Consider the following 26,212-nt stretch of genomic DNA (forward strand, 5'->3'; position numbering starts at 1 on the left):
AGTAGTGAGAGTCATTCTTTGCCGGGAAGTTTCTTCCACGCCACTTCGTTACGCAAATAAACCGGCTCGGCATGTTCCACGGCAACGGTCTCTCCTGCCGCCAGCTTTTGACTGGCGATGGGCAACATATCTTCCGCTGCCGGGAGCGACACCTCCCCATCATGAAGCGTCAGGCCGCATTCCTTCGCCAGATCGGGCCACGCGGACCAACCCGTTCCTACGGTCGCCCACTCGCCGGAAAGCTGTTTCAACCGCTCGCCGACCCGTTCCGGTTTCAGCACCGCTTCCGTCTCTTCGCCCTGCCAGACGCCCTGCGCATCACGCTGGTATTCCGCCCAGTACACTTCGCCCATCCGCGCGTCAATCGCGGCGAGTACGCGGGTCGCGCCAGTTTTACGCCATGCGCCCTGCGCCATCGTGGCAAGCGTCGAAACACCGATCATCGGCAGATTTGCCCCTAACGCCAGCCCTTGCGCAATCCCAATGCCGATACGCACGCCGGTAAAGCTGCCCGGACCGCGCCCAAACGCCAGCGCATCTATCTCATTGAGCGAGGCGCCGCTGGCGGCCAGAATCTCCTGCACCATGGGCAGGATACGTTGAGTGTGTTCTCGTGGACAAAGCTCAAAGTGAGCATTGATAGTACCGTTGTTCCACAGGGCGACAGAACAGGCCTCTGTGGCGGTATCGATAGCCAGAATTCGCATGAGGTTTCGTGCTTAGATCAATAAAATAGCGCGCATCTTACCATACTCCGTAACAAATTACTCGGCGGATGGAATCGCAAGAAAGCGAACGGCACGGGCGATATCACGCGTGCGAGGCGCAGGAGGCAGGCTGGCGAGAAACGTGGCGCCATAGGGCCGCATCACCAGCCGGTTATCACAAATCACTAACACCCCGCGATCGTCCGCATCGCGAATCAGCCGCCCCACCCCCTGCTTCAGCGTAATCACCGCGTCGGGCAGTTGAACCTCATCAAACGGATCGCCACCGCGCAAACGACAGTCTTCCATTCGCGCTTTTAACAGCGGGTCGTCCGGGGAGGTAAACGGCAATTTGTCGATAATCACCAAAGATAACGTATCGCCGCGCACGTCCACCCCTTCCCAGAAGCTGCTGGTGGCGACGAGCAGCGCGTTGCCGGCGCTAACAAATTGCTGTAACAGTTGGCCTTTACTGGTTTCCCCTTGCAACAATACCGGCAGCGTCATGGTGGCGCGAAACTGCTCCGCCAAATCGCGCATCATGGCGTGTGAGGTGCACAGCATAAAACATCGCCCGTTATTGGCTTCGATAATCGGCCTGAGCATAGCCGCCAACTGTCGCGCCGCGCCGGGCTGGTTGGTTTGCGGTAGGTTACGCGGTACGCAGAGTAACGCCTGGCGCGTATAGTCGAATGGGCTGGGCAGCAGCATGGATTCTGCCTGTTCAATTCCCAGACGGGCGGTAAAGTGGTGAAGATCATCATTTACCGACAACGTGGCCGAGGTAAAAATCCAGCTACCGGGCTTCTGTTCCATCACCTCTTTGAATTTGTCCGCCACGGTGAGCGGCGTCAGCGCCAGGGTGAAATGGCGCGAGGTGCACTCATACCAGTAGCTGTATCCCGGCTGATTGATCTCTTTTAAGCGTTTCAGCCGTGAACGGTATAGCGTGGCGCGTTCAAAAGCCGCATCCAGCAGCGCTGAACGGCCCAGCGACAGCTTCGCCACGTCGTAACAAAGCTCCAGCGTATCATCCAGCAGTAAAAATGCCCGTTGGATACGTGAATCGGCTAACAGTTCACGCAAATTTCCCCGGTAGCCGGGCTCCCCCAGTTGCAGACGAAAATCCTGGGCGCTCTGGGCAAGGCGATCGGCGCATTTTTGCAACTGTTGAGTGTCTTTCAGTTCCGTCCGGTAGGCGATGGTGATGTCTTTTGCTAAATCCAGCAACTGACGGCTGGAGAGCGATTGTCCGAAATACTGGCTGGCGATGTCAGGCAGTTGGTGGGCTTCATCGAAGATCATTACTTCAGCCTGAGGGATAAGTTCGCCAAACCCGCTCTCTTTAACCACCATATCCGCAAGAAAAAGGTGGTGGTTTACAATCACCACATCCGCGTCCATCGCCTTTTTACGCGCTTTCACCACAAAGCACTCTTTGTAGAGCGGGCAATCGCTGCCAAGGCAGTTGTCGTTGGTACTGGTGACCAGCGGCCAGGCCTGGGAATCTTCCGCCACGCTGACGCAGGTGCTGATATCGCCATCCCGCGTCTGATTTGACCAGGAGCGCAGCAATATCACGTCGCTTAACGTTTGTACCGGTAAATCGCCGCCCGCCAGCGCTTGTTGTTCCAGCCGCTCCAGGCAGAGGTAGTTTGAACGTCCTTTCAACAGGGCCGTCTTACCGGTAAACGCCAACGCTTTTGCTACCGTCGGCAGATCGCGACTGTAGAGTTGATCCTGCAACGCTTTCGACCCGGTCGAAATAATGACTTTTTTCCCGGCGCGCAACGCCGGAGCGAGGTAAGCATAGGTCTTCCCGGTTCCGGTGCCGGCTTCAACAACCAGAGGCTGCGCATTTTCAATCGCTTGTGTTACGGCAACCGCCATTTGCCGCTGTGGTTCGCGCGGTTTAAAGCCGGTTATCGCTTTGGCCAGTTGGCCATCTGCTGCAAAATCGTCCGTCACACTGCCCCCTGTTAATTTGCACAGGGGATTATGTCAGGGTAGAAAGGCTTACGCCAGTTACAGAGGTGACGGCGGCGCCACATTGTGGCAGTCTTGAGCCATTCAAATGGAAAGCAAATGAGGAATAAGTGATGTCTATCGTGCGTATTGATGCCGAAGATCGTTGGTCAGACGTGGTGATCTACAATAATACGCTGTGGTATACCGGCGTGCCGGAAAACCTCGACGCCGATGCTTTTGAGCAAACGGCGAATACTCTGGCGCAAATTGATGCGGTGCTGGAAAAACAGGGCTCCAGTAAGTCACGTATTCTGGATGCCACTATTTTCCTGAGCGATAAAGCGGATTTTGCCGCCATGAATAAGGCGTGGGATGCGTGGGTCGTCGCAGGCCATGCGCCGGTACGCTGTACCGTACAGGCCGGGTTAATGAATCCGAAATATAAAGTTGAGATTAAGATTGTCGCGGCGGTATAAGCCGGTTATTCGTCTTCATCCTCAAAACGCGCCACTATCCGTTCGCCGGTATGGTTGGCGCGAAGTTCGCCCGCCACCAGGGCAATCGCTTCTCCGCTGCTCATACCTTGCGACATCAATTCCTGGATACGTTCTACGGCTTTTTGCTGTTGTTCATGACTGAGTGAAGGTAAACCTGCAAACATGATTAACTCCTGCTAAATTGTTAGCGCTAATTATTTCACGCTACCCGGCGGTAAGCCAGTAGTGTTGTAACGAGTCAGGAATGATGAAGACGTTATCTCCCACTGTTATCACCTTACCCTGGCGTCCGGACGCCGCTGAACACTATTTTGCGCCCGTAAATCATTTGCCCTGGGCGATGCTGCTGCATTCAGGTGATGCTATTCATCCCTATAACCGTTTTGATATTCTGGTCGCCGATCCTGTCACCACACTGACCACGCGCGCCCAGGAAACCACGGTATGTACTGCGCGCACGACTACCGTCACTCTCGACGATCCGTTACACGTTTTGCAGACTCAACTGGAGGCGCTGCCTTTTCATCCTCAGCCTGACCCTGACTTACCCTTTCAGGGCGGCTCGCTGGGTCTGTTTGGTTATGATTTAGGGCGGCGTTTCGAAATTCTGCCCGATACTGCCGCGCGCGATATCGCTTTACCCGATATGGCGATTGGCCTTTACGACTGGGCGCTGATTGTCGATCACCAAAAACAGGTGGTGTCGCTGATAAGCTATCACGATGCAGACGCCCGATATCGCTGGCTCACCAGCCAGCGCGCGCCAACCCGAACGCCCTTCAGGCTTACCTCGGCCTGGCAATCCAATATGACGCGTTGCGAGTATGGCGAGAAGTTTCGTCAGGTGCAGGCCTGGCTGCACAGCGGGGACTGCTATCAGGTCAATCTTTCCCAGCGTTTTCAGGCGAGCTACGAGGGTGATGAGTGGCAGGCTTTCGAACGCCTTAACCGCGCAAATCGCGCCCCGTTCAGCGCCTTTCTTCGTTTACATGACGGCGCCATATTGAGCCTTTCTCCCGAGCGTTTTATCCAACTGGAGAATGGTCATATCCAGACGCGCCCGATCAAAGGTACGCTTCCACGGCTTAACGATCCGCAGGCGGATCGTCAGCAGGCGCAGAAACTGGCCAACTCAATGAAAGATCGCGCTGAAAATTTGATGATTGTCGATTTGATGCGTAACGATATTGGCCGGGTCGCCGTACCAGGTTCGGTGAAAGTGCCGGAACTGTTCGTCGTCGAACCATTTCCAGCCGTTCACCATCTGGTTAGCACCATTACCGCCCGTTTACCGGACTCGCTTCATGCTACCGACCTGCTGCGCGCGGCTTTCCCCGGCGGCTCCATTACCGGCGCGCCTAAAGTGCGGGCAATGGAAATTATCGACGAACTGGAGCCGCAGCGACGCAACGCCTGGTGCGGTAGCATCGGTTATCTGAGTTTCTGCGGCAAGATGGATACCAGTATTACTATCCGCACCGTCACGGCAACGCAGGGCCAACTCTATTGCTCAGCCGGCGGCGGTATCGTGGCCGATAGCAACGAAGAAGCGGAATATCAGGAAACTTTTGATAAAGTTAATCGTATCCTGCACCCACTGGAGAACTAATACGTGGATACCAGCCGTCTGACGCTCGATCATTTCTTATCGCGCTTTCAGCTTTTGCGCCCGCAGATAACTCATGAAACGTTAAACCAACGTCAGGCCGCCGTACTGATCCCTGTGGTTCGCCGCCCCCAGCCGGGGCTGCTGTTGACCCAGCGGGCTATTCATTTGCGCAAACACGCCGGACAGGTCGCCTTTCCCGGCGGGGCCGTGGACAGTACCGATGCTTCGCTTATCGCCGCAGCGCTTCGCGAAGCGCAGGAGGAAGTCGCCATCCCGCCACAAGCCGTGGAAGTGATTGGCGTTTTACCGCCGGTAGACAGCGTGACCGGTTTTCAGGTCACCCCGGTGGTCGGCATTATTCCGCCAAATCTCCCCTGGCGCGCCAGTGAAGATGAAGTGTCTGCGGTGTTTGAAATGCCGCTGGCGCAAGCGTTGCAACTGGGTCGATATCACCCGCTTGATGTTTACCGTCGCGGCAATTCGCACCGCGTATGGCTCTCCTGGTATGAGCATTATTTCGTCTGGGGCATGACCGCAAACATTCTTCGTGAGCTGGCGCTGCAAATTGGCGTAAAGCCCTGACTGTACACAACGCCATTCACGTTGCCTCAAGGCGGTAACAATCGCCTCCCCCAAAGAGGCAGCCTGAAGGGCAACGTGTATATACTTAACTTTACGCGCGTAAGACACGACTTGAGATTACTGTCGCAATATTAGTAAAAACGCGGTTATTCATTAGTTTAATTCATGTGAATAGTTAAGCTGATGCCAGCGTTCCCTCTTACACTATGCGCAGTTATAACATCGTAACCGGAAGCCCCGGTTGCCCTGTCAGGAGTATTATCGTGATTAGCCTATTCGACATGTTTAAGGTAGGGATTGGTCCCTCCTCTTCCCACACTGTTGGCCCGATGAAGGCCGGTAAACAGTTCGTCGATGACCTGGTCGAAAAAGGATTACTGGATAACGTTACCCGCGTCGCTGTCGATGTCTACGGCTCGCTGTCGCTGACGGGGAAAGGTCACCATACCGATATCGCCATTATTATGGGTCTGGCGGGTAATGAACCCGCTACCGTGGATATTGATAGTATCCCCGGTTTTATTCGCGACGTCGAAACGCGCGAGCGTCTGTTACTGGCCCAGGGACGTCACGAAGTCGACTTCCCGAAAGATGACGGAATGCGTTTTCACAACGGCAATTTGCCGCTGCATGAAAACGGGATGCAGATCCACGCCTGGCATGACGACACGGTCATTTATAGCAAGACGTACTATTCCATCGGCGGCGGCTTTATCGTTGATGAAGAGCATTTCGGCCAGGAAGCGACGAATGAGGTTGCTGTACCTTATCCGTTTAAATCGGCGAAAGAAATGCTGGAGTATTGCAACAGTACCGGCCTTTCACTCTCCGGCATGGTGATGCAAAACGAACTGGCGCTGCATAGCAAGAAAGAGATTGAAGAGTATTTCGGTCACGTCTGGCAGACCATGCAGGCCTGTATTGATCGTGGTATGAATACCGAAGGCGTGCTGCCGGGGCCGCTGCGCGTACCGCGTCGCGCCTCTGCGCTGCGTCGTATGCTGGTTTCCAGCGATAAGCTTTCCAACGATCCGATGAACGTCATTGACTGGGTGAACATGTTTGCTCTGGCGGTGAACGAAGAGAACGCCGCAGGCGGCCGCGTCGTGACGGCGCCAACCAACGGCGCGTGCGGTATCGTTCCTGCGGTACTGGCTTACTACGACCATTTTATTGAGTCTGTCAGCCCGGATATTTACACCCGCTACTTCCTGGCGGCAGGCGCTATTGGCGCGCTGTATAAGATGAACGCGTCTATTTCCGGCGCGGAAGTCGGCTGTCAGGGCGAAGTCGGGGTCGCCTGTTCGATGGCGGCGGCAGGCCTTGCTGAACTGTTGGGCGCCAGCCCGGAACAGGTTTGCGTTGCCGCTGAAATCGGCATGGAGCATAACCTGGGGCTGACCTGCGACCCGGTTGCCGGTCAGGTGCAGGTGCCGTGTATCGAACGTAACGCCATTGCTTCGGTTAAAGCGATCAACGCTGCGCGTATGGCCATGCGTCGAACCAGCGCGCCGCGCGTCTCGTTGGATAAAGTCATCGAAACGATGTACGAGACCGGAAAAGACATGAACGCAAAATACCGCGAAACGTCGCGCGGCGGGTTGGCTATTAAAGTCCAGTGTGATTAAACGCCGTTTCCCCTCCCTTCGCCCATCTGCTACGGATGGGCGAAATTTTTATCTCTTCCTCGTCGACTCCACGTTTCCCCACTACACTTGCTGTGTCGCGGTTGGCTTTTGTCGCCAACGCTTATTGGGCGGCCCGCATGCAAACAGCACAACGGATCATCAATCATTATCGCCGTAATCGTTTCATTGTTTGCACGATTTGTGCACTGGTCACGCTCATTCTTACGCTGAGCATCCGATTTATTTCGGAGCGGAACTTAAATCACCATCGCACGGTTGCATTCGCGAATCATGCCGTTGATGCGCTGGATAATGTTTTGCATCCTCTCCAGGTCGGACGAAACGTACTGCTCCCCTTGCTTGAGCTTCCGTGCGCGACCGCGCATCTGCCGTTGCGTAAGCAAGCCGCCCGTCTGCAAACCGTTCGTTCTATCGGGCTGGTGAAAGAGGGAATTCTCTATTGCTCAAGCATTTTTGGCGCCCGTAATACTCCCATACGCCAGCTTCAGCCCGATCTTCCCGCAGTCGGCGATCTGCTGCTACTTTCCACAGACCAATCGTTACTCAAGGGAAGCCCGATCCTCATTCAGTGGTATCCCGCCTCTGCCGATGGCCAGGATGGCGTGATGGAAATTGTGAATATTGACTTGCTGACGACTATGCTACTTGAGCCGCAGCAGCCGCAAATTACCAGCGCCAGCCTGACGGTCGGCAAACGGCACCTGTTATATGGTCGGGGCGTGGTCGATACTCTTCCGGAATTAAAAAAAGATGAAGAGCGTTACCAGCTTTCATCGCGACATTTCCCTTTTACTATCAGCGTCAGCGGGCCGTCGGCAGGCGTACTGGCGTTCAAACATCTCCCGACGCAGTTACCGCTGGCCGTATTGCTTAGCCTGTTGATCGGTTATATCGCCTGGCTGGCAACGGCCAGCAGAATGAGCTTTTCCTGGGAAATTAATCTGGCCCTTGCCGAACGGGAGTTTGAGCTATTTTGTCAGCCGTTGCTTAATGCCCGCACGCAGCAATGTACCGGCGTTGAGATCCTGTTACGCTGGAACAACCCGCGCCAGGGCTGGATCTCACCGGATGTTTTTATTCCTATCGCCGAGGAGCATAACCTGATAGCGCCGCTGACCCGCTATGTGATTGCGGAAACCATTCGGCAGCGGCACTACTTCCCCATCAACCATCAGTTTCATATCGGCATCAATGTAGCGGCAAGCCATTTCCGACACGGCGTGCTTCTCAAAGATCTTAATCAGTACTGGTTTAGTGCGGAACCTATTCAGCAACTGGTGCTGGAGCTCACGGAACGCGACGCGTTGCTTGACGTTGATTACCGCCTGATGCGCGAGCTGCATCGTAAAGGCGTGAAGTTAGCCATCGATGATTTTGGCACAGGAAACAGCTCGCTCTCCTGGCTGGAAAAACTGCGGCCGGATATTTTGAAAATCGATAAATCCTTCACCGCCGCCATCGGTACCGATGCGGTCAATTCAACGGTGACCGATATTATTATCGCGCTGGGGCAAAGACTGAATATTGAACTGGTTGCGGAAGGGGTCGAAAACCAGACGCAGGCACAGCATTTGCGCCAGCATGGCGTGCAAATGTTACAGGGCTATCTCTATGCGAAGCCGATGCCCATTAGCGAATTTCCACAGTGGCTGGCGGGCAGCGCGCCGCCGCCCGCCCGGCATAACGGACAGATTATGTCCGCGATGCCGCATCTATAGACTTGATTCCTGCGTGTGACGTCATTCCTCTTCGTCGTGGGCAGGCTGTTCTTTAACAATTCGAACCAGATCGACACGATAGTCGTTGGCCTCGACAATGGTGATCCGCAGGGGCGGAACATCAATGACATCGCCTACACGAGGAATATGGCCATTAGCGGCGATCACTAACCCCGCGACCGTCGCAATATCGCCCTCTTCGTTCACCAGATGATCAACTTCCAGCGCCTGCTGTAGCGCATGGAGATCGGTGCCGCCCTTCACTATCCAGCCCTCGGCATCGGCAACGATTTCCGGCGTTTCATCGGCATCCGGGAACTCACCGGCAATCGCTTCCAGCACATCCAGCGGCGTAACCAGCCCCTGCACCACGCCGAACTCGTTAGTGACGATAACGAAACTGCCGCGCGCGCGGCGCAAAACGCCTAACAGATTGATAGGATCAAGCGTTTCCGGCACCACTATCGCCGGGGAAGACGCGGCGATAGCCGCAACATCCGCGCCCTCTTCCAGCGCCACCAGCAACTCTTTCGCCCGCACGATACCGATAATTTCATCCAGCTCGCCCCGACATACCGGGAACAGGCTATGCGGAGAAGAGAGTAACTGCTGACGGATTTCAGCTACGCTGAGATTCGCATCCACCCAACTAATTTCGCCTCGCGGCGTCATAATGCCGCGCAGGGAGCGCGACGCCAGAGTCAGTACGCCGTTAATCATGTAGCGTTCTTCTTCGGCGAAGGCGCCTTCCGACACCGATATCGCGGCCGGGCTATCCGTCTCATGTTGCGTACTCGTCTGGCGTTTACCGCCCATCAGACGCAGGATAGCGTCCGCAGTACGCGCGCGCAGCGGCAACGTGGACTGATGACGAATAAAGTTGCGGCGCGCAATCTGGTTAAACACCTCGATAACGATCGAGAAACCAATTGCCGCGTACAGGTAGCCTTTCGGAATATGGAAACCAAACCCTTCCGCCACCAGGCTCAAGCCGATCATCAGCAGGAAACTCAGACAGAGCACCACCACCGTCGGATGCTGGTTGACAAAACGGGTCAGCGGTTTTGACGCCAGTAGCATCACCGCCATCGCAATCACCACCGCCGCCATCATAACCGGCAGATGGTTTACCATACCTACCGCCGTAATCACGGCGTCCAGCGAGAAGACCGCATCCAGGATGACAATCTGCGTGACTACCACCCAGAAACTCGCATAGCCTTTACCGTGTCCGGTGTCATGCTCGCGGTTTTCCAGACGTTCATGCAGCTCGGTGGTCGCTTTAAACAGCAGGAATATACCGCCCAGCAGCATAATTAAATCGCGGCCGGAGAAGGTAAAATCCCAGACGGTAAAGAGCGGCTTTGTTAAGGTCACCAGCCACGAAATAATGGACAGCAGCGCCAGACGCATAATCAGCGCCAGCGAGAGCCCGATAAGACGCGCTTTGTCACGCTGCTTTGGCGGCAATTTATCGGCGAGGATCGCGATAAAGACCAGGTTATCGATACCCAGAACAATTTCCAGGACGACGAGCGTGAGTAAACCCACCCAAATTGAGGGATCCATTAATAATTCCATGACAAGCTCCTGCTTAAGGAATGACTAAACGGCGCCCACAACATCTCAAAGGATGCAGGCGGTAACGCAATAAACAAAGTAAGGCTATGGCAAGATATGCCAGATTGACAGGCGCAAAACGGCCAAAGAGTGAAATGACGTCGGTGACGATCCATACAACGGGCTGCTGCCCTATACCCCATTCTAATTAAACGGAAGCTAAACATAACAGAGACAACTGGTTTTTGGCAAAGATTTACCTTCCTTTGCAAAGAGATGTAACCGGGATATTTTACACTTCGAAATTTCTCATTATCGAAAACAAAATTACGGATCTCCATCACACAAAATATTTTTTTCGATATCTAAAATAATTCACGAAAATCATGCGTTTTTCGTTGTAACCCTCATCTGAATCGATTCGCTTGCGGACGGCGATTCAAAAAATACATCTGTCAAGTTGATGTGTTGACAATAATAAAGGAGGTAGCAAGTGACCATTGCTATTGTTATAGGCACACATGGTTGGGCTGCAGAGCAGTTACTTAAAACAGCCGAAATGCTGTTAGGCGAGCAGGAAAACGTCGGCTGGATCGATTTCGTTCCAGGCGAAAATGCCGAAACGCTGATCGAAAAGTACAACGCTCAGTTGGCTAAACTCGATACCAGTAAAGGCGTGCTATTTCTCGTTGATACATGGGGAGGCAGTCCGTTTAATGCTGCCAGCCGCATTGTCGTCGATAAAGAGCGCTATGAAGTTATTGCCGGCGTCAACATCCCGATGCTGGTCGAAACGTTTATGGCTCGTGACGACGATCCGAGCTTTGACGAGCTGGTCGCACTGGCGGTAGAAACCGGTCGTGAAGGCGTAAAAGCGCTGAAAGCGAAACCGGTAGAAAAAACCGCGCCAGCGCCAGTCGCCGCCGCGCCAAAAGCGGCCACGCCGGCAAAACCGATGGGCCCGAATGATTATATGGTTATCGGGCTTGCCCGTATTGATGACCGTCTCATTCACGGTCAGGTCGCTACCCGCTGGACCAAAGAGACCAATGTCAGCCGTATTATTGTTGTGAGCGATGAAGTCGCGGCGGATACCATACGTAAAACGCTGCTGACGCAAGTTGCGCCGCCGGGCGTTACGGCGCATGTGGTTGACGTCGCGAAGATGATTCGCGTCTACAATAACCCAAAATACGCCGGTGAACGCGTGATGCTTCTGTTTACCAATCCTACCGACGTCGAGCGCATCGTTGAGGGCGGCGTGAAAGTCACTTCCGTGAACATTGGCGGTATGGCCTATCGTCAAGGTAAAACGCAGGTGAACAACGCCGTTTCCGTCGATGAAAAGGATATCGAAGCCTTTAAAAAGCTCAACGAGCGCGGCATCGAGCTTGAGGTGCGTAAAGTTTCCACCGATCCGAAACTGAAAATGATGGATTTAATTGCCAAAGTGGCGAAATAACCGCCGGCATTTAATTAGCTTTCACACTTAAGATAGCAATAGGAGAAGTACAATGGAGATTACCACTCTTCAGATTGTGCTGGTGTTCATCGTCGCATGTATCGCGGGTATGGAGTCGGTACTTGATGAATTTCAGTTCCACCGTCCGCTGATCGCCTGTACCTTAATCGGCGCCGTTTTGGGGGACATGAAAACCGGTATTATCATCGGCGGTACTCTGGAAATGATCGCTCTGGGCTGGATGAACATCGGTGCTGCCGTTGCGCCTGATGCCGCACTGGCGTCCATCATCTCTACCGTTCTGGTCATCGCCGGGCATCAAAGCATTGGCGCCGGTATCGCGCTGGCGATTCCGCTGGCGGCGGCAGGCCAGGTACTGACCATTATCGTTCGTACCATCACCGTGGCATTCCAGCACGCGGCGGACAAGGCGGCTGAAAACGGCAACCTGACGGCGCTCTCCTGGCTGCACGTTTCTTCTCTGTTCCTGCAGGCAATGCGTATCGCTATCCCGGCGGTTATCGTTGCCATCTCCGTAGGCACCAGCGAAGTACAGGGGATGCTGAATGCGATTCCTGAAGTCGTCACAGGCGGTCTGAACATCGCCGGCGGCATGATCGTCGTGGTTGGTTATGCGATGGTTATCAACATGATGCGCGCAGGCTACCTGATGCCGTTCTTCTACCTCGGTTTCGTCACCGCGGCTTTCACAAACTTCAACCTGGTCGCACTGGGTGTCATCGGCGCAGTGATGGCTATTCTTTACATCCAGCTGAGCCCGAAATACAACCGTGTAGCGGGCGCGCCTGCAGCGGCTGCTGGCAATAACGATCTCGATAACGAACTGGACTAACAGGTGAGCGAAATGGTTGATATGACTAAAACTACCACCGAGAAAAAACTCACTCCGAGCGATATTCGCGGCGTATTTCTTCGTTCTAACCTGTTCCAGGGGTCATGGAACTTCGAACGTATGCAAGCGCTGGGCTTCTGCTTCTCTATGGTGCCGGCGATTCGTCGCCTGTATCCGGAGAATAATGACGCGCGTAAACAGGCGATTAAACGTCACCTGGAGTTCTTTAACACCCATCCTTACGTTGCGGCGCCGGTACTGGGCGTGACCCTGGCAATGGAAGAAAAGCGTGCGAACGGCGCAGAGATTGACGATGGTGCTATCAACGGTATCAAAGTCGGTCTGATGGGACCGCTGGCAGGCGTCGGCGACCCTATCTTCTGGGGTACCGTCCGTCCGGTATTCGCGGCGCTGGGCGCAGGTATTGCAATGAGCGGCAGCCTGCTTGGTCCGCTGCTGTTTTTCATCCTGTTTAACCTGGTGCGTCTGGCGACCCGTTATTATGGCGTAGCTTATGGCTACCGCAAAGGCGTCGATATCGTTAAAGATATGGGCGGCGGCTTCCTGCAAAAACTGACTGAGGGGGCGTCAATCCTCGGCCTGTTTGTCATGGGGGCATTGGTTAACAAGTGGACGCACGTGAATATCCCGCTGGTGGTCTCCACCATCACCGGTCAGGATGGTCAGACCCGCGTTACCACCGTGCAAACCATTCTCGACCAGCTGATGCCGGGTCTGGTTCCGCTACTGTTGACCTTTGCCTGTATGTGGCTGCTGCGTAAGAAAGTTAACCCGCTGTGGATTATCGTGGGCTTCTTCGTCATCGGTATCGCCGGCTACTCCGTAGGACTGCTGGGTCAGTAAGGCTGTTGTACACTACCGGGGCCAAACGGCCCCGTTTTTTTATTTCTCTGGAGGATAAATGACTATCACGGACCTGGTGCTGATTCTCTTTATTGCCGCATTATTGGCTTACGCTCTCTACGATCAGTTCATCATGCCCCGTCGCAATGGCCCCACTCTGCTTTCTATAGCCCTGCTCCGCCGCGGTCGCGTAGACAGCGTTATCTTCGTTGGGCTGGTCGCCATCCTTATTTATAACAACGTAACCGGCCACGGAGCGCAGATGACCACATGGTTATTAAGCGCGCTGGCGTTAATGGGGTTTTATATATTCTGGATCCGCACGCCACGGATCATCTTTAAACAACGTGGCTTTTTCTTCGCCAATGTCTGGATAGAATATAACCGTATTAAAGAGATGAATTTATCTGAAGACGGCGTACTGGTGATGCAATTAGAACAACGACGCTTGCTTATCCGTGTACGCAATATCGATGATCTGGAAAAAATATATAAACTTCTTATTGAAAATCAATAATCTAAGATATAGCCTCAACTATGTTTTTCGAATTTTATTTCGAATCATAATATAGCTAAGGCTATATTTTCTATTGACCAATTGTTATTTAATTTAACGTTTTATTGATGAATAAATCTAAATGAAAATCGTTTTCAATTAGAAGGCAAATAATATTTTATCGCTGTTGTTTTATATTCTAAAAATATGTTAATGTTGCGCCGTCAATTGGGGAGTAGCCGATTTCCAGACTCCGGAAATGTACGCGTCAACATACTCGTTGCAAAACGTGGCGCGTACGGACCAGCCGCCGCTGGTCAGGCGAGACCATAGGCGCATCAACTGCTGTGTATTTCGTCACAGAATGGCGACATGCATGTTTGCTGGGGGCAGTGATGTGTTTAATGGATACCCCGGTCAGGACGTTGTCATGCACTTTACTGCTACTGTTCTTCTCGCTTTCGGCATGTCGATGGATGCTTTCGCGGCATCAATTGGCAAAGGCGCCACCCTACATAAACCCAAATTCTCAGAAGCGTTGCGTACCGGCCTTATCTTTGGCGCGGTTGAAACGCTGACCCCGTTAATCGGCTGGGGGCTGGGGATATTGGCGAGTAAATTCGTTCTGGAATGGAACCACTGGATAGCCTTTGTTCTGCTGATCTTTCTGGGCGGACGCATGATCATCGAAGGTATCCGCGGCGGTAGTGATGAAGATGAAACACCGTTACGCCGCCACAGCTTTTGGCTATTAGTCACGACGGCTATCGCGACCAGCCTCGATGCGATGGCGGTTGGCGTCGGTCTGGCGTTTTTGCAGGTAAACATCATCGCAACCGCATTGGCTATCGGTTGCGCCACGCTTATCATGTCCACCCTCGGAATGATGATCGGTCGCTTTATCGGCCCAATGCTGGGTAAGCGTGCTGAAATTCTCGGCGGGGTCGTACTGATAGGAATTGGCGTCCAGATCCTCTGGACGCATTTTCACGGTTAACGGTTACGCTGCCAGAGATGAAGGTTGAAATCCATCTGGCAGCTAAGTCCGGCGCTGGCAGCCAGTTGTTCCCACACTTCTGGTCTGGCGCGCCAGGCAAATGGCGTCATTTGCAACAGTGCTACAGCCGCTTCGGCGGTGAGCTGCATGTGATAAGCAAGGCGGGTACTCTGCTGCAATGTGAATCCGACGAGCTGCTCGGTATACGGCGCATGTAAACGCACCTCATCATAAATGAGCCCTTTTAGTTCCATCAGATGATGCGGCCCCGGCGTGGCGGTAACGACCCAACCACCAGGTTTCACCACACGCGCCAATTCCTGCGCCTTACACGGGGCGTAGATTCTGATCACCGCATCCATTGACGCATCGGCAAAGGGCAGTCGATGGCTTGACGCCACACAAAACTTCACCTGCGAATAGCGCTTCGCTGCCGCTTTGATCGCCGTTTTAGCAACGTCCAGTCCAAACGTGGTGACTCCCGGCAACGCCTCGGCAAAAGCATGAGTGTAATACCCCTCGCCGCAGCCGATATCCAGAATCGCCGTGGCCGACTGATCCAGCCGCTCGCGCAACAGGTTAATCACCGCATCGCGCAGCGGCTGATAATGGCCCGCATCAAGAAACGCTCTCCTCGCCTGCATCATTTCGGCGCTGTCGCCCGGATCGCGCGAACGTTTATGCTGTACCGGCAGCAGATTGATGTAGCCCTCTTTCGCCACATCAAACTGATGGCGCTGTGGACATATAACGCTGTTATTAATCTGCGTAAGCGGCTGATGGCAAAGCGGACAGGTAAACGACATGACAACTCCGGACTGGGGCGCTAAAGGGCGCAAGTGTAACGCGAATTGCGCCCCGGGAAAATCCTTTACGAGCCCGGAACCGCAACGTGGCTGCCATGCATCACCAGAAGGTGATCTGAATCGGCTGGCATACCGTCTGGCTCAACATTTTCCAGCCGCAGCACATCGCCCATGATCTGGCTGAATACGGGCGCAGATACCGCGCCGCCATAATAAGCCCCATTTTGCGGATTATTAATCACCACCACCAGCGCAAATCTGGGGTTACTTGCCGGCGCGACGCCTGCGGTATATGCCACATACTTATCGACGTATTTACCATCATCGCCAATTTTTTTCGCCGTCCCGGTTTTGACCGCAATACGGTAGTCTCTTACTGCGGCTTTTGTTCCGCCGCCGCCAGGCAACGCGACGCTCTCCATCATATGTTCCACCTCGTGCACCAGTTCTTCCGGCATTACCCGCGTGCCGATCACGGGCGGATCAACTTTGGTGATCGATAACGGACGGTAGATACCAAAGCTGCCAATCGTGGCATAAACATGCGCCAGTTGCAGCGGCGTCACCATTAATCCATAGCCAAAAGCAAAGGTAGCGCGATCTAAATCACTCCAATAACGGCGTTTCGGTAATAACCCGCTGCTCTCTCCGGTGAGACCCAGTCCGGTAGGCACGCCGAAACCAAAGCTTTTATAAGTATCCATTAATTTCTGCACCGGCATCGCCAGAGAAAGGTGAGAAACGCCGGTATCGCTGGATTTTTGCAAAATGCCGGTTAATGTCAGTTCCGGATAGTAACCGACGTCGCGGATACGGTGTCCATCGAGAGTAAAAGGATGGGTATCGATAACGCTGTCCGGCTGCACGATGCCCTGCTGTAACGCAGTCATAATGACCAATGGCTTCACAGTAGAACCGGGTTCGAAGGTGTCGCTAATCGCGCGGTTACGAAAATCGTCCAACTGCGCGCCTTCACGGTTGTTCGGGTTGAAATCCGGGTAGCTCGCCATCGAGAGAATTTCACCCGTTGGGATGTTAATCAATACGGCAGCGCCGGATTCCGCTTTGTTCCAGATGACGGCGTTATCCAGCGCATCTTCGGTAACCGTTTGCAGACGTTCATCAATGCTAAGCTGAAGTTCATGAGCAGGAACCGGATTCACTTCCGTAATGTTCTCAATAACGTGACCAAATTTATCTTTACGCACCAGTCGGGAGCCCGGTTTTCCCGTCAGTTGCGCGTTAAAGCTCTTTTCAATACCTTCTATTCCCTGCCCGTCGATATTGGTAAAGCCGATCAAATTGGCCGCTACGTGTCCGGCAGGGTAAAAACGGCGCGACTCTTCCCGCAGGTTAATACCCGGTAGATTCAGTTTATCTATCCATTCGGCTTGCTGGGGTGAAACCTGGCGCGCGAGGTAGATAAAACGGCCTGCCGGGTTACTGTTTACCCGTTCCGCAAGCGTACTGAGCGACAGATGTAGGGCGCTGGCCAGCGCCTGCCAGCGCTCATTGTAGCCAACGCCGCCTTTGCTTATGATAGTCTTCGGATCGGCCCAGACAGCATTAACCGGAACGCTCACCGCTAAGGGTCGCCCTTCTCTGTCGGTGATCATGCCGCGTGGAGAGGCCGTGGTCACTTCACGAAGCGAGCGCATATCTTCTTGTTTCACCAGTTTCGACGGCGTAACAATTTGCAGCCATGCCACCCGCCCTAACAACAATGCCATACTGAGCAGAATGGCAGTGCAAAGTAGTGCAAAACGTATGGGCGTAAAATTACGGGTATCGCCGTCGCTTTTCTTTTTCACCTGATCTCCAGCCGAATCATTTTTCAGGTGATTGATTTAACGGGAAACGGCCGGAAAAACCAGAAAAAACAATGCTAATAACATCGCGCCTTTGCAACAAATCGCTAACGAGAGCGCATCCAGACACATTTTGAAGGATATTGAATTAAAAAGCCCCGCTTTTAGCGAGGCTTTATATCTGAGGCTGACGCGACAAACGCATCAAATCAGTGGTGTCGATCAGATAGCTGTTACGTTAACAGCAGCCGGACCTTTCTGGCCGTCCTGAATTTCGAACTCAACGTTCTGGCCTTCAGCCAGAGTTTTGAAACCATTGCCCTGGATAGCGGAGAAGTGTACGAACACATCTTTGCTGCCGTCAGCCGGAGTAATGAAGCCAAAACCTTTGGATTCGTTGAACCACTTAACTTGACCTTTAATCTTTGCCATTTGCAAAATTCCTTAGAGTGTTTTCTTTGCCCGTAGGCATAACATAGATAAAACTGAGACATTACTGCTTGAGGCACTAATATAAGGTTCGGCAGAGAAGCGGTATTCAACGTCAACGTGTTTACTCAGGACTTCTTTACTGAAAATGCCACACATAAACAGAACTGTACCTCGTTTAACCCAAAGCCTGTTATCACATACAACGTTAATTATGGCAAGCCATTTTTAAACGTGTCTCGATCCGTCGCACAAATTACGAGAACCTTCACAAATTGACAGCACGTTTATGCAACAAAATTGCGAAAGATATATCCTCACGCGCTGACGGACTCCTGACAACGTCACTGCTGAAAAGCCATTTTTCTACCATAGCTCAATAACTTCGCTTCTTCCAGTGCATCAAATCACATTTAAAAGCTGTATTTTTCATATCACTTTTTATGCTGAGTTATGCATAAATTGTCACAATGATAAAAAACACCTTTTAATCAAAATAATAGAAAAGAAAAGCGATTTTCGACACCGCTTTTTGTGATGTTCTGCGTCTTTACAGAATGCCTTAAAATAATGAACAAACAATGACAATCCATAAAGAGAGAGAAACGTTTCGCTTTTAATAGAGAATGAGCGGTATCACAAAAATGCCATATGTCCATTTGTTATACATATAAAACTATGTTGCATATAAAGCCATATATTATGTAAGGTGTTGATGCTGTAGTATCAGTTGCAAACGGCAACGCGGAGAGATCCGACGGGGAAATGGGGCGTATGGCACTGGCGCCATTTGCGCCCCGGTAAGCATCATCGTTCTGCAACCAGACGAATGATGTCCTCATCCTCTTTTGGTTCGCTTGCCGCTGTTGCGGGTTCCGCTTCTTTTTCTGGTTCGTTTGCTTCGCAAAGGCGGCGTAACAACGCGTTTTGCCGCTTCTGTTGATCCAATAACGCTTCGAGCAATTCTATCTGCTCGTTGGCACGGGAACTTGCCCGGTTGACAAAGAACCAGAGCGCCAGCCCCACCACCAGAACCACCATTGATACTATTAAAGATGCAAGAGAAAACGCACCAGAGTTTAAAACGTCGTTCATTTCACCACCTCAATGTAGAGACGTCATTCTACCACTGCTACACGGGAAGGAAATCTCTGGTGTAAAACGTTTACCAGGGAATAAATTTATTGATGGCGCAAATACCGCTGAAAAATTGTACATCCTGATCGCACATGATATTAAACACCTGCGCCCACAGCAACAGGCATACTACCACCACGATGCCGAGAACGACCCATCGAAATTTTTTCACTCCACTCTCCGATCTTACATCTTATGTCGCTAAATTATCATGAGTTACTTAAACCAGGAGTAACTGTAGCGGCATTATATGTTTTTAGGAATGATTCACTTGTTTCAATCAATGTACACGCTACTCTTATTCTAACTAAAAAAGAAAAGAGGTAGTAATGCGTTTGATCATTCGCGCAATTGTATTGTTTGCCCTGGTGTGGATAGGCCTGCTGATGAGCGGCTATGGCATCCTGGTGGGAAGTAAAGTGAACGCTGCGGGGCTGGGTTTACAGTGCCATTACCTGACCGCACGCGGCACCAGCACGGCGCAATATCTCCATACCAACAGCGGCATTATTGGCTTTTCCGACTGTCCCATTTTCAGAAAAATCGCCACCGTGGTGGATAATGGCTAAGCGGCAATAAATAATTTCACAGTGAAACTATCACCAATAATTCTCCTATATTGGCTGTTGTTCATAAGTACTGTTAAATAATATTTTAATAACCGTTAAATAAGCCGACAGATATTATCTACTTTTACGATTTCATCCCACCCGATGTTATAAAAAAAGCAGCTACATTTTTCGCAGCTGCTTTTTTTTAACGTCATGCTAATAACGTTGCTTAGAAGGGATAATCGTTGTAACCCATTTGTTCAGAAATTTTACGCGCGGCGGCGTGTAACATAGCCACATATTCCTGTAGGCGTTCTTCTGAAAAACGCAGCGTCGGGAACGAAATGCTTAACCCTGCGATGACTACGCCAAAACGGTCAAATACCGGTACGCCGATACAACGTAACCCTTCTTCCTGTTCTTCGTTATCTTCACCGTAGCCTTGCGCACGCACTTCATCCAACAGCGGCAGCAACGCTTCAGTGCTGGTAATCGTACGTCCAGTGCTTTGCTTATACTCTACGCCGTCGAGAATCTGCTTAACCTCATCACGGTCGCGCCAGGCCAGAAGCACTTTACCGATGGCCGTACTGTACAGCGGATTACGACGCCCAATACGTGAGTACATCCGCAGATTGTACATAGAGTCAATTTTATGGATATAGACAATGCTGTCTTCATCCAGCGCGCCAAGATGGATAGTTTCTTTTGTCAGACGAGACAGTTCGCGCATCTGAATGTCCGCACTGCGGATGAGATCAACATTTTGCAAAGCTCGCGCGCCCAGCTCAAACAGCTTTAGCGTCAGAGAGTATTTTTCAGACTCCCCCTCCTGAGCCACGTAGCCCAGCGTTTTCATGGTTTGCAAAAAGCGATAAACGGTGCTTTTCGACATCATGACGCGCTGCGATAGCTCGGTAATCCCTATTTCACGCTCTTCACCCAGCGCCTGCAGAATGCCGAAAACTTTCAGCACAGAAGATACAGAATCAGGCTGCTTATCCAGATCTGCGTTTGCCATTTATCACCTCATTACGAGCGTTTTATAAAATTCAGAACGAGTTTTTATTATAATTTCACGCCAGGTCGCCCGCAATCCATCTTTGCTTACTTCGTTACAAATCTGCGACATAACAACTCAGTATTAATGCTAACATTATTATTCAGCTCATAATTCCCCTTATTACAAAATACTTATGGAAAAAACACGGGCCGATGGCCTGCCCCTCCCGCAGAGATACGGCGCTATCCTGACGATTATTATCGGTATTTCGATGGCGGTTCTGGATGGCGCAATCGCTAATGTCGCGCTGCCAACCATTGCGACTGATTTACATGCCTCCCCTGCCAGCTCTATCTGGATTGTCAATGCATACCAAATCGCCATTGTCGTCTCACTGCTTTCCCTGTCTTTTTTAGGCGACATGTTTGGTTATCGCCGGATCTACAAATGTGGTTTAGTGGTATTTCTGCTTTCATCATTGTTTTGCGCGCTTTCAGACTCGCTGCAGATGCTGACGCTGGCGCGCATCGCGCAGGGATTTGGCGGCGCGGCGCTAATGAGCGTAAACACGGCGCTGATTCGTCTTATCTACCCCCAGCGTCATCTGGGACGAGGCATGGGAATTAACTCTTTTATCGTCGCAGTCTCTTCCGCCGCGGGTCCGACGATCGCCGCAGCGATTTTGTCCATCTCATCATGGAAATGGCTGTTTCTGATTAATGTCCCGTTAGGTATCATCGCGTTAATTCTGGCCATACGCTTTTTACCAGCAAACATCGCCCATGACACTAAGCCGCGCTTTGACTTACCGAGCGCGGTAATGAATGCGCTCACATTTGGCCTGCTGATTACCGCATTGAGCGGATTTGCCCAGGGACAGTCGCTAACGTTGATTGGCGCAGAGCTGCTCGTTCTGGTCGTGGTCGGGTTTTTCTTCGTGCGCCGCCAGCTTTCTTTGCCCGTCCCTTTGTTACCCATCGACTTGTTACGAATTCCGCTTTTTTCACTCTCGATCGGCACGTCAATTTGCTCGTTCTGCGCGCAAATGTTAGCCATGGTCTCGCTACCTTTTTATCTGCAAACCGTGCTGGGCCGTAGCGAAGTAGAAACCGGCCTGTTATTGACGCCTTGGCCGCTGGCAACGATGATAATGGCGCCGCTGGCGGGATACCTGATAGAACGTCTTCATGCCGGTTTGCTGGGGGCGCTGGGAATGGTGATAATGGCAGCCGGGTTGTTTGCGCTGGTCATGTTGCCAGCCTCCCCCTCCGATCTGAATATTATCTGGCCGATGATCCTTTGTGGCGCAGGGTTTGGCCTGTTCCAGTCGCCGAATAATCACACCATTATCACTTCCGCGCCGCGTGAGCGCAGCGGTGGCGCCAGCGGGATGCTGGGCACGGCGCGACTGTTAGGCCAAAGTACTGGCGCCGCGCTGGTAGCGCTGATGTTGAACCAGTTTGGCGATAGCGGTACGCATCTTTCTCTGCTCGCAGCGGCGATCCTGGCGACTCTCGCGGCGGTGGTGAGCGGTTTACGTATTACGCAACCACGCGTTCAGGCGTAAAAAAAGCGCGTCATTCGACGCGCTTTTCATACTTGCCAGTGGGCTTATTATTTCAGGTACTCACCGCTACGCAGCGCTTCAATGCGTTTATCCAGCGGTGGGTGCGTCATAAACAGCTCGCTTAACGATTTCGATTTACCGTTAATACAAAACGCCATCATGCTGGTCGCTTCTTGCGGCTCGTAGCTGGTTTTCAGGCGCTGCAACGCGGCAATCATTTTTTCACGGCCAACCAGCTTCGCCGATCCCGCATCGGCATGAAACTCACGGTAACGGGAGAACCACATGGTGATGATGCTCGCCAGAATACCGAAGACCAGTTCCAGCACCGTCGCAACGGCGAAATAGATTAGCGGATTACCGTTACTTCCTTCGCCTTCATCGCGGTTGCCGCCCAGAAAACCAGCAGCAATTTGCGCGATAATGCGCGAAATAAAGATAACGAAGGTGTTAACCACCCCCTGAATCAACGTCATCGTCACCATATCGCCATTGGCAATATGGCTGATTTCATGCGCAATGACGGCTTCCGCTTCGTCAGGGCTCATGTTTTGCAACAAACCGGTGCTCACAGCGACCAATGAGGCGTCACGGCGTGCGCCCGTCGCAAACGCGTTAATGTCCGGCGCATGGTAGATAGCAACCTGCGGCATGGCGATACCGGCCTGGCGCGCTTGCGTTGCTACGGTGTTCATCAACCAGCGTTCTCTTTCATTGCGAGGCTGTTCAATAACTTCCCCTCCTACGGATTTTAACGCCATCCATTTGGACATCAGCAATGAAATAAAAGAACCGCCAAAACCAAACAGCAGCGCCATGATCAGCAAGCCTTGCACGCTGCTCGACTGTATCCCTGTCAGGCTCAGAACCAGCCCGAAAACGACCATCACGGCCAGGTTCGTCAGCAGGAAGAGCGCGATTCGCATCATAATTTTCTTTTAACCTCAATTTAACAAAGCGCACTATGCGATTACCCACATCGTATGGGTCTTATGGCTATTTTCAAGCATCACCAGGCGGTAAGTCACGAGAAAAACACAACTTTACATTTTGTAGCATTATCCTGACGACTTCTGCGCTTGTTAAAAAAAAACAGGCACAATTTTTTGTGCCTGTTTAGCGTTACTTATTGGCTGCCGCCTGCTCCGCTGGTTTTTCTTTTTCAAGATGCGCCAGGTCCAGAGCAATCTTCACCGTTTCATCAAGGTACGGGTCCGGCTCCTGGTAATCCTTTGGCAGATCGTCCAGTTTCTTCAGCAACGGTTTACCCTCACGTTTAAACCGATCGTTAATACGCGCCAGACGCAGAGCGTCTTCTTCATTGTTCTCTTTCTCACGCTGCGCATAATTCAGAGAGACGATGTTGCGCTTATCCTTCATGGCATTGAAACGTGCAATATCCTTCATGATGTACTGAAACTCAGGATCTTTGGCGATACGCGCGTTGTGTTCTTTCAATAATTCCGGGCCAAACGGGGCCAAATCGTCCGATTTCACGTATTTCGCCGCATCAATGCTATCCCACGGCAAGGCGTTATCTTCAAATTTTTCTCCGGTTTCCGTCTCTTCATTGCCAGTCGGCATGATGATATCCGGCGTGACCCCTTTACGCTGCGTACTACCGCCGTTGACACGGTAAAACTTCTGAATGGTGTACTGCACCGAACCCAGCGCAGGCCATTCCGGGCGAAGCATCTGATCGTAAATTCGGTTTAGCGAACGATATTGCTGTACCGTCCCTTTACCGAAGGTCGGCTCACCGACAATCAGCGCGCGACCATAATCCTGCATCGCGGCAGCAAAGATTTCCGATGCCGAGGCACTGAAACGATCGACCAGCACCACCAGCGGGCCTTTGTAGTAGACCACGCCGTCGGTGTCGCTATCCTCACGCACTTTGCCGTTATTGTCGCGCACCTGAACTATCGGACCAGAAGGGATAAACAGACCGGAAAGCGAAACGGCTTCCGTCAGCGCCCCACCGCCGTTTGAACGCAGATCGATAACGATGCTGTTAACGTTCTGTTTTTCCAGCTTCTGAAGCTGAACTTTGACATCATCGGTCAAGCCAACATAGAAGCCTGGAATATCCAGTACACCAACTTTTTCCTTGCCGACGGTTTTCACCGACATTTTAACCGCGCGATCTTCAAGACGAATCCGTTCACGCGTCAGCGTGATAATACGCGTTTTCGTCCCTTTGCCAGCCGGCAGTATTTCCAGTCGAACCTTGCTGCCTTTCGGCCCTTTGATCAGCGCCACCACATCGTCAAGACGCCAGCCAATAACGTCGACCATCGGTTTTCCGGCCTGCCCTACGCCGACGATACGATCGCCGACGCTAATCGACTTGCTCTTCGCTGCCGGGCCGCCGGCAACCAATGAGTTAATGACAGTATAATCGTCATCCATTTGCAGCACCGCGCCGATACCTTCCAGAGACAGGCTCATTTCGGTATTAAACTGCTCGGTATTGCGGGGAGAAAGATAATTCGTATGTGGGTCGATTTCACGCGCAAAAGCGGTCATCGCCAGCGAGAACACATCTTCACTGTTGGTCTGCGCCAGGCGACGAATAGCGAATTTGTAGCGACGCGTCAGCGTTTCGCGAATTTCTTTGTCGCTCTTGCCGGTGAGTTTCAGACTGAGCTCATCGAATTTCACTTTACCATCCCACAGCGCATTTAGCTCAGCCTCATCTTTCGGCCAGGGCGCTTTACTGCGGTCCAGGTTAAACGTATCGTTTCCGGTGAAATCCATTGGCCGTTCCAGCACTTTTAGCGCGTACTGGTAACGTTCAAACCGGCGCTTTTGCGCCAGGTTATAAAGATCGTAAAAAACATCCAGCTTACCCGTGCGCAGCTCATCGCCCAACACGGTTTTCTTTTTCGCAAACTGCTCGACATCGCTCGCCAACAAAACGTTGTGGCTATAGTCGAGAAGATTCAGATAGCGATCAAAAATCTTTGCCGAAAATGCCTCATCCAGATCGAACTGGCGATAGTGGGAGCGGGTAAAACGCGACGTTACGCGCTCGCTCACCGTCGCATGTTGCGTCTCTTCCTTTAGTACGGGAATTTGATCGGCACGCGTAATATCTTCCACGGCGAAGGACTGGCCTGCTAATGCAAGCAGGCCAGCTAACGCGGTAAGCCTAAAAAAAGTGTTCATGCCAGGCCTGGCCTCCGTTTCAGAACACCAGGTGTTCTGCGCGTACAATCAAAGACATACCCGAATTCAGCTGTACACGGACACCATCTTTGGTGATTTCTAATACGGTGGCATCCATCGCATTATTACCCGCTTTCACCTTGAGGGACTGCCCTACGGTCAATACTGAAATATCAGAAACCGGCGTGTGCTTCTCTTCGCGAGGCGCACGCGGCGCTTTCGTCGTCGGTTTATCAGCGCGAGGTTTACGTTCAGCGCCTTCTTTACGACGCGCTACCGGGCGAGGTTTACGCTCGCGTCGCGGCGCGTCTTCTTTTTCGCCAGCCGCCGCGGCAGCTTCGCGTTTTTTCGCTTGCTGCTCTGCGCGCTGCGCCTGAACACGGGCTTTGGCTTCTTCAAGCTGCTTACGCGCATGTTCGACATGCTGTTCTTCCAGCTCGCCGCACGGATTGCCATCAAGGTCGACGCGCGTTGCGCCCGGCTTAACGCCGTACAGGTAACGCCAGCTTGAAGTATAAAGACGTAAAGCGGAACGAAGTTGCGTTTTGCTGAGGTTCATTTCGCCCCCAACTCGCTCTACCAGATCCTGAAAAATACCAATTTTCAGCGGGCGAGCTTCGCCTTCCGCACTAAAACAGTGAGGAAAACGCTCGGCCAGAAACGCGATAACTTCTTTACTGCTATTCAACTTAGGTTGATTTTCCATGAAATTTCCTGATTACAACGGACGTAGCCAACAAGCAGCAGGCATGAACAGGCGTCATTATAATGACGCCAT

At 52.2% G+C, this 26,212-nt stretch carries 27 protein-coding genes and 1 riboswitch; of the genes, 12 read left to right on the forward strand and 15 right to left on the reverse strand.

The genetic code is table 11. The annotated features are described in order from the left end of the window. Positions 1-11: 11 nt before the first annotated feature. Positions 12-707: a tRNA (adenosine(37)-N6)-threonylcarbamoyltransferase complex dimerization subunit type 1 TsaB gene (gene tsaB, locus J4728_RS20460; RefSeq protein ID WP_001221014.1), complete on the reverse strand. Its 696-nt coding sequence runs from the start codon at positions 705-707 to the stop codon at positions 12-14. A 57-nt stretch (positions 708-764) separates the two neighbouring features. After that, positions 765-2,675 carry an ATP-dependent DNA helicase gene (locus tag J4728_RS20465; RefSeq protein ID WP_000128807.1) on the reverse strand — a complete coding sequence of 637 codons (1,911 nt, stop codon included), beginning with the start codon at positions 2,673-2,675 and terminating at the stop codon, positions 765-767. A 131-nt stretch (positions 2,676-2,806) separates the two neighbouring features. Between J4728_RS20465 and J4728_RS20470 the strand changes: the two genes are divergently transcribed. Continuing rightward, positions 2,807-3,151: a RidA family protein gene (locus J4728_RS20470; protein ID WP_000029550.1), complete on the forward strand. Its 345-nt coding sequence runs from the start codon at positions 2,807-2,809 to the stop codon at positions 3,149-3,151. A gap of 5 nt (positions 3,152-3,156) precedes the next feature. Here the strand turns inward: J4728_RS20470 and J4728_RS20475 are convergent, their stop codons facing one another. Then, positions 3,157-3,336 carry a YoaH family protein gene (locus J4728_RS20475; RefSeq protein WP_000457326.1) on the reverse strand — a complete coding sequence of 60 codons (180 nt, stop codon included), beginning with the start codon at positions 3,334-3,336 and terminating at the stop codon, positions 3,157-3,159. An 80-nt stretch (positions 3,337-3,416) separates the two neighbouring features. Between J4728_RS20475 and pabB the strand changes: the two genes are divergently transcribed. The 4 genes from pabB to J4728_RS20495 all read left to right on the forward strand — a co-directional run bounded on the left by pabB (position 3,417) and on the right by J4728_RS20495 (position 8,730). Beyond that, positions 3,417-4,781 carry an aminodeoxychorismate synthase component 1 gene (pabB, locus tag J4728_RS20480; RefSeq protein WP_208212348.1) on the forward strand — a complete coding sequence of 455 codons (1,365 nt, stop codon included), beginning with the start codon at positions 3,417-3,419 and terminating at the stop codon, positions 4,779-4,781. Between the two features lie 3 nt (positions 4,782-4,784). Beyond that, positions 4,785-5,363: a CoA pyrophosphatase gene (locus tag J4728_RS20485; RefSeq protein ID WP_000381531.1), complete on the forward strand. Its 579-nt coding sequence runs from the start codon at positions 4,785-4,787 to the stop codon at positions 5,361-5,363. A 263-nt stretch (positions 5,364-5,626) separates the two neighbouring features. Beyond that, the gene (gene sdaA, locus J4728_RS20490) at positions 5,627-6,991 is read left to right on the forward strand and encodes an L-serine ammonia-lyase (RefSeq protein ID WP_208212350.1); all 1,365 of its coding nucleotides are present in this window, start codon (positions 5,627-5,629) and stop codon (positions 6,989-6,991) included. A 137-nt stretch (positions 6,992-7,128) separates the two neighbouring features. Next, positions 7,129-8,730, forward strand: coding sequence for an EAL domain-containing protein (locus J4728_RS20495; protein WP_208212352.1), 1,602 nt, complete (start codon positions 7,129-7,131; stop codon positions 8,728-8,730). Between the two features lie 21 nt (positions 8,731-8,751). Here J4728_RS20495 and yoaE read toward each other — a convergent pair whose 3' ends face one another. Both yoaE and J4728_RS24330 read right to left on the reverse strand, forming a co-directional pair. Further along, positions 8,752-10,311, reverse strand: a complete 1,560-nt coding sequence (yoaE, locus tag J4728_RS20500; RefSeq protein WP_000421820.1) for a CNNM family cation transport protein YoaE — start codon at positions 10,309-10,311, stop codon at positions 8,752-8,754. Next, positions 10,299-10,631: a protein YoaL gene (locus J4728_RS24330; RefSeq protein WP_011233029.1), complete on the reverse strand. Its 333-nt coding sequence runs from the start codon at positions 10,629-10,631 to the stop codon at positions 10,299-10,301. The genes yoaE and J4728_RS24330 overlap by 13 nt, the downstream gene beginning before the upstream one ends. Positions 10,632-10,783: 152 nt before the next feature. Here J4728_RS24330 and manX point away from each other — a divergent pair, with 152 nt between their 5' ends. The 5 genes from manX to mntP all read left to right on the forward strand — a co-directional run bounded on the left by manX (position 10,784) and on the right by mntP (position 14,962). After that, positions 10,784-11,752 (forward strand): PTS mannose transporter subunit IIAB, encoded by a 969-nt coding sequence (manX, locus tag J4728_RS20505; RefSeq protein ID WP_208212354.1) that lies wholly within the window; start codon positions 10,784-10,786, stop codon positions 11,750-11,752. A gap of 52 nt (positions 11,753-11,804) precedes the next feature. Then, positions 11,805-12,605, forward strand: a complete 801-nt coding sequence (gene manY, locus J4728_RS20510) for a PTS mannose transporter subunit IIC (protein ID WP_000406918.1) — start codon at positions 11,805-11,807, stop codon at positions 12,603-12,605. 12 nt (positions 12,606-12,617) lie between these two features. Next, positions 12,618-13,469, forward strand: a complete 852-nt coding sequence (locus J4728_RS20515) for a PTS mannose transporter subunit IID (protein WP_001518647.1) — start codon at positions 12,618-12,620, stop codon at positions 13,467-13,469. A 58-nt stretch (positions 13,470-13,527) separates the two neighbouring features. Then, on the forward strand, positions 13,528-13,986 hold the full coding sequence (locus J4728_RS20520) for a DUF986 family protein (protein ID WP_000156274.1): 459 nt from the start codon (positions 13,528-13,530) through the stop codon (positions 13,984-13,986). A gap of 196 nt (positions 13,987-14,182) precedes the next feature. Continuing rightward, positions 14,183-14,284: riboswitch (yybP-ykoY riboswitch) on the forward strand. 111 nt (positions 14,285-14,395) lie between these two features. Next, positions 14,396-14,962, forward strand: a complete 567-nt coding sequence (gene mntP / locus J4728_RS20525) for a manganese efflux pump MntP (protein WP_001518359.1) — start codon at positions 14,396-14,398, stop codon at positions 14,960-14,962. Here mntP and rlmA read toward each other — a convergent pair. The 6 genes from rlmA to mgrB all read right to left on the reverse strand — a co-directional run bounded on the left by rlmA (position 14,959) and on the right by mgrB (position 19,314). Beyond that, positions 14,959-15,768 carry a 23S rRNA (guanine(745)-N(1))-methyltransferase gene (gene rlmA / locus J4728_RS20530; protein WP_208212356.1) on the reverse strand — a complete coding sequence of 270 codons (810 nt, stop codon included), beginning with the start codon at positions 15,766-15,768 and terminating at the stop codon, positions 14,959-14,961. The two genes, mntP and rlmA, sit on opposite strands and share 4 nt — an antisense overlap. Positions 15,769-15,833: 65 nt before the next feature. Further along, positions 15,834-17,579 (reverse strand): peptidoglycan glycosyltransferase FtsI, encoded by a 1,746-nt coding sequence (ftsI, locus tag J4728_RS20535; protein ID WP_000730322.1) that lies wholly within the window; start codon positions 17,577-17,579, stop codon positions 15,834-15,836. 219 nt (positions 17,580-17,798) lie between these two features. Continuing rightward, complete coding sequence (cspE, locus tag J4728_RS20540) at positions 17,799-18,008, reverse strand: transcription antiterminator/RNA stability regulator CspE (protein ID WP_001062678.1); 210 nt, start codon at positions 18,006-18,008, stop codon at positions 17,799-17,801. 12 nt (positions 18,009-18,020) lie between these two features. Beyond that, the gene (locus J4728_RS20545; RefSeq protein ID WP_001537930.1) at positions 18,021-18,164 is read right to left on the reverse strand and encodes a DUF2627 domain-containing protein; all 144 of its coding nucleotides are present in this window, start codon (positions 18,162-18,164) and stop codon (positions 18,021-18,023) included. Positions 18,165-18,812: 648 nt separating this feature from the next. Next, positions 18,813-19,100 (reverse strand): YebO family protein, encoded by a 288-nt coding sequence (locus J4728_RS20550; RefSeq protein ID WP_001000660.1) that lies wholly within the window; start codon positions 19,098-19,100, stop codon positions 18,813-18,815. Positions 19,101-19,170: 70 nt separating this feature from the next. Beyond that, positions 19,171-19,314, reverse strand: coding sequence for a PhoP/PhoQ regulator MgrB (gene mgrB, locus J4728_RS20555; RefSeq protein WP_000714547.1), 144 nt, complete (start codon positions 19,312-19,314; stop codon positions 19,171-19,173). 157 nt (positions 19,315-19,471) lie between these two features. On the opposite strand from mgrB, the gene yobH reads away from it, so the two are divergent. Then, positions 19,472-19,711, forward strand: a complete 240-nt coding sequence (gene yobH / locus J4728_RS20560) for an invasion protein YobH (protein WP_001236777.1) — start codon at positions 19,472-19,474, stop codon at positions 19,709-19,711. A gap of 211 nt (positions 19,712-19,922) precedes the next feature. Here the strand turns inward: yobH and kdgR are convergent, their stop codons facing one another. Further along, positions 19,923-20,714: a DNA-binding transcriptional regulator KdgR gene (gene kdgR / locus J4728_RS20565; RefSeq protein ID WP_001262195.1), complete on the reverse strand. Its 792-nt coding sequence runs from the start codon at positions 20,712-20,714 to the stop codon at positions 19,923-19,925. A 175-nt stretch (positions 20,715-20,889) separates the two neighbouring features. On the opposite strand from kdgR, the gene J4728_RS20570 reads away from it, so the two are divergent. Further along, positions 20,890-22,263, forward strand: coding sequence for an MFS transporter (locus tag J4728_RS20570; RefSeq protein ID WP_023227999.1), 1,374 nt, complete (start codon positions 20,890-20,892; stop codon positions 22,261-22,263). A 47-nt stretch (positions 22,264-22,310) separates the two neighbouring features. Here the strand turns inward: J4728_RS20570 and htpX are convergent, their stop codons facing one another. The 3 genes from htpX to proQ form a co-directional block, all read right to left on the reverse strand. Continuing rightward, a complete protein-coding gene (htpX, locus tag J4728_RS20575; RefSeq protein ID WP_000984498.1) occupies positions 22,311-23,192 on the reverse strand; it encodes a protease HtpX in 882 nt (293 codons plus the stop codon). A 193-nt stretch (positions 23,193-23,385) separates the two neighbouring features. Then, positions 23,386-25,434, reverse strand: coding sequence for a carboxy terminal-processing peptidase (gene prc / locus J4728_RS20580; protein ID WP_001091237.1), 2,049 nt, complete (start codon positions 25,432-25,434; stop codon positions 23,386-23,388). A gap of 19 nt (positions 25,435-25,453) precedes the next feature. Next, on the reverse strand, positions 25,454-26,140 hold the full coding sequence (gene proQ / locus J4728_RS20585; RefSeq protein ID WP_000431401.1) for an RNA chaperone ProQ: 687 nt from the start codon (positions 26,138-26,140) through the stop codon (positions 25,454-25,456). Between the last annotated feature and the right edge of the window lie 72 nt (positions 26,141-26,212).

The sequence above is a fragment of the Salmonella sp. 32070601201500089SM genome, from assembly GCF_017573605.1.
Taxonomy (GTDB): Bacteria; Pseudomonadota; Gammaproteobacteria; order Enterobacterales; family Enterobacteriaceae; genus Salmonella; species Salmonella enterica.